General features: G+C 65.0%; 3 protein-coding genes and 1 pseudogene. 3 read left to right on the forward strand and 1 reads right to left on the reverse strand.

Translation table 11 applies throughout. The features are described 5' to 3' along the window. From JWR89_RS16355 to JWR89_RS16365, 3 genes and pseudogenes are all read left to right on the forward strand, one after another. A pseudogene (locus tag JWR89_RS16355) lies at positions 1 to 486 on the forward strand (RNA polymerase sigma factor); the annotation flags it as partial. Positions 487 to 735: 249 nt separating this feature from the next. After that, positions 736 to 1,146, forward strand: a complete 411-nt coding sequence (locus JWR89_RS16360; RefSeq protein ID WP_299717960.1) for a VOC family protein — start codon at positions 736 to 738, stop codon at positions 1,144 to 1,146. 72 nt (positions 1,147 to 1,218) lie between these two features. Next, positions 1,219 to 2,418: a multidrug effflux MFS transporter gene (locus tag JWR89_RS16365; RefSeq protein ID WP_299717963.1), complete on the forward strand. Its 1,200-nt coding sequence runs from the start codon at positions 1,219 to 1,221 to the stop codon at positions 2,416 to 2,418. Between the two features lie 113 nt (positions 2,419 to 2,531). Here JWR89_RS16365 and JWR89_RS16370 read toward each other — a convergent pair whose 3' ends face one another. Then, the gene (locus JWR89_RS16370; protein WP_299717965.1) at positions 2,532 to 3,323 is read right to left on the reverse strand and encodes an SDR family oxidoreductase; all 792 of its coding nucleotides are present in this window, start codon (positions 3,321 to 3,323) and stop codon (positions 2,532 to 2,534) included. Between the last annotated feature and the right edge of the window lie 65 nt (positions 3,324 to 3,388).

The raw sequence follows: 3,388 nt of genomic DNA on the forward strand, positions 1-3,388 counted from the left end.
CAGAACCGCAGCCTGTGGAACGGCCAGATGATCGCCGAGGGCCTGGCGCTGATCGACAAGGCGATGCGGCACCGCCGCACCGGGGCGTACCAGATCCAGGCCGCGATCGCCGCGCTGCATGCCCGCGCCGCCAGGCCGGAAGATACCGACTGGGCGCAGATCGAGCTGCTGTACGGCTCGCTGGAAATCCTGCAGCCGTCGCCGGTGGTGACGCTCAATCGCTCCGTCGCGGTGTCGAAAGTTCGTGGCCCGGAAGCCGCATTGGACATGATTGCGCCGCTGGCATCGAAACTGTCGAATTACTTTCATTTCTTCGGCGTGCAGGGCGCCTATCTGATGCAGCTCGGCCGCAACGACGACGCCCGCATCAGCTTCAACCGCGCCATCGCGCTGGCCAATACCTCGGCCGAAGCCGCGCATATCCGCATGCATCTCGATCGGTTGATGGAGGAGAGCGAGACGATGACGAAAGCAGTGAAGACGTGACGCGTCCTCGCTTTCTTCCTTCTCCCTTTGTGGGAGAAGGTGGCACGGCCGAAGGCCGTGACGGATGAGGGGTAGTTGCAGAGCGCAACATCACCCCTCACCCGACCGCGCTTCGCGGGGCCACCCTCTCCCACAAGGGGAGAGGGAAGAAAGAAGCGCTTTGGACGAGCCACGTCATATGGAAGTCACCGGCGATGCGACAATGCGCTGCTGGATATCGTGAACGTCAACCGAAGGAGAGGAACCACCATGCAGATCAATCCCTACGTCCACTACAACGGCAATTGCGAAGAGGCGCTCAATTTCTACGTCAAGGCGATCGGCGCCAAGATCGACGTCCTTATGCATGTCGAAGGCTCGCCGGCCGCGGCGCACATGCCGCCGGAGATGGCCAAGAAGGTGCTGCATTCGCAATTCAGTATCGATGGCGAGGTGGTGATGGCCTCCGACGCGGCGCCCGAATATTTCCGGCAGCCGCAGGGCTTTTCGATCAGCCTGAACATGGAAGACCCCGCCGAGGGCGAGAAGATCTTTCACGCCCTGGCCGACGGCGGCACGGTTCTGATGCCGTTCGGCGCCACGTTCTGGTCAAAAGGCTTTGGCATGTGTGTCGACAAATTCGGCATTCCCTGGATGGTGAATTGCGCGATGGAGCCGTAGTTCTTCACCTCTCCCCGCACAGAGCGGGGAGAGGTTAAGGCGCGAAAAAACATCGAACACAAAGAAACTCGAATGACCCCCTTTACCCGCAACGCCATCGTGCTGGGCCTGTTGTCCGCCGTCGGCCCGTTCGCCATCGACATGTACCTGCCGGCGCTGCCGGCGATCACGGCCGACCTGCGCACCTCGACCTCGGCGACGCAGATGACGCTGACGATGTTCTTCATCGCCTTCGGCCTGTGCCAGATCGCCTATGGCCCTTTGTCCGACGTCTACGGCCGCAAGGCGCCGCTCTATGCCGGGCTGGCGCTGTTCATTCTCGGCTCGATCGGCTGCACGCTGGCGCCCAGCGTCGCCTGGCTGATCGCGTTCCGCTGCCTGCAGGGCGCGGGCGCCGCCGCGATGGCGGTGATCCCGCGCGCCATCATCCGCGACCTGCACACCGGCGTCGAGGCGACCAAATTGATGGCGCTGGTGATGCTGGTGTTCTCGGTGTCGCCGATCCTGGCGCCACTCACCGGCAGCGCGCTGATCGTGCCGTTCGGCTGGCGCGCGGTGTTCGTCGCGGTCACCGTCGCCGCCGTGATCGGCCTCGCGCTGGTGGCGGCGCTGCTGCCGGAGACAAGGCCGGCCCACGAGCGCATCTCGGGCAGCGTCCGCAACGTGCTCGGCAGCTTTGCCGAATTGCTGCGCGATGGGCATTTCCTCGGCCTCACCTTCATCGGCGGGCTGGGCATGGCGAGCTTCTTCGCGTTCCTGGCAACGTCGTCCTTCGTCTATATCGGGCACTACGGCCTGTCGCCGACGCAATACAGCCTGGCGTTCTCGGTCAACGCCATCGGATTCATAGGCGCCTCGCAATTCGCCGGCCACCTCGGCGGCCGGTTCGGCATGGCGCGGGTGGTGATGGCGGCGGTGTCGGCCTATGCGGCGTTCGCGGTGCTGCTGCTGGCGCTGACGCTGATGGGCTTCGACAGCCTGCGCGTATTGATTCCGCTGCTGTTCGTGTCGTTCGCGTTTCTAGGCCTGGTGATTCCATCGACCATGGTGCTGGCGCTGGAGAACCACGGCCCGATCGCCGGCATCGCGGCGGCGCTCGGCGGCACGCTGCAGATGGTCACCGGCGGCGCCATGATCGCGGTCGCCGGCCTGTTCTTCGACGGCACCTCGCTGCCGATGGTCGCGACCATCGCAGTGACGGCTGTCGGCGCGCTGCTGGTCAGCCTGGCGACGCTGCGCAAGCGCGAACCGGCGGCGGCGATGGCGGAGTAGGTGAAGCCGTCATTGCGAGGAGCCCTTGCGGCGAAGCAATCCAGTCTTCGCTTGTGGCTTTCTGGATTGCCGCGTCGCTTCGCTCCTCGCAATGACGCGGAGAGGCCCTTAACTTACCCGTTACTTCCTTCGCGCCTTAACGTCGGCAGGCCGATGCCGGTGGCCTCGAAACCGCCGTCCACCGCCAGCATCTGGCCGGTGATGTAGCTGGCGCGCGGGCTGCACAGGAAGAACACGGCGTCGGCCAACTCGTCCTCGCCGCCATAGCGATTCAGCGGGATGGTGTCGTGATAGTCGGCGCGGATCGCCGGCGTGTGCACCGCCTTGGCCATCGCGGTTTCCACCGGCCCCGGCGCCACCGCATTGACGCGAATGCCGAGCGTCGCCAGCTCCACCGCGAACTGTTTGGTGAGATGCGCCAGCCCGGCCTTGCTGGTGCCGTAGGCGGTGCGCAGCGTGGACGCGCGCAATGCCGAGATCGAAGTGATGTTGACGATGGCGCCGCCGCCATGTTCGCGCATCAAGGGCGCGGCCGCCTGCGTGCACAGGAACGGCCCGGTGAGGTTGACGTCCATCACGCGCTGCCATTCGGCCTGCGTGGTGTCCAGCAGCGGCTTGAACACCGCGATGCCGGCATTGTTGACCAGCGCATCGAGTCGCCCGAACCCGGCCTGCACCGCCGCGAAGGCCTTGCCGACCGCCCCGGCATCGGCGACGTCGGCATGGATGGCCAGCGTATTTTCAGGATCGTTCAGCGCCGCGACGCTGGCCTGCAAAAGCTCGTTCTCGATGTCGAGCAGCGCGACGCGATAGCCCTCGCCGAGAAAGCGTTTGGCAACCGCAAGCCCGATGCCGCGCGCGGCGCCGGTAACCAATGCGACCTTGCGCGGTGATGGTGTGGTCATGTCCTGCCCCAAGTTTCTTGTCTGGATTGACGATTCTTGGGGGCGTTATAGCGCACGGTATTGGC

Origin of the sequence: Tardiphaga sp. (assembly GCF_028290785.1) — a bacterium.
Classification (GTDB): domain Bacteria; phylum Pseudomonadota; class Alphaproteobacteria; order Rhizobiales; family Xanthobacteraceae; genus Tardiphaga.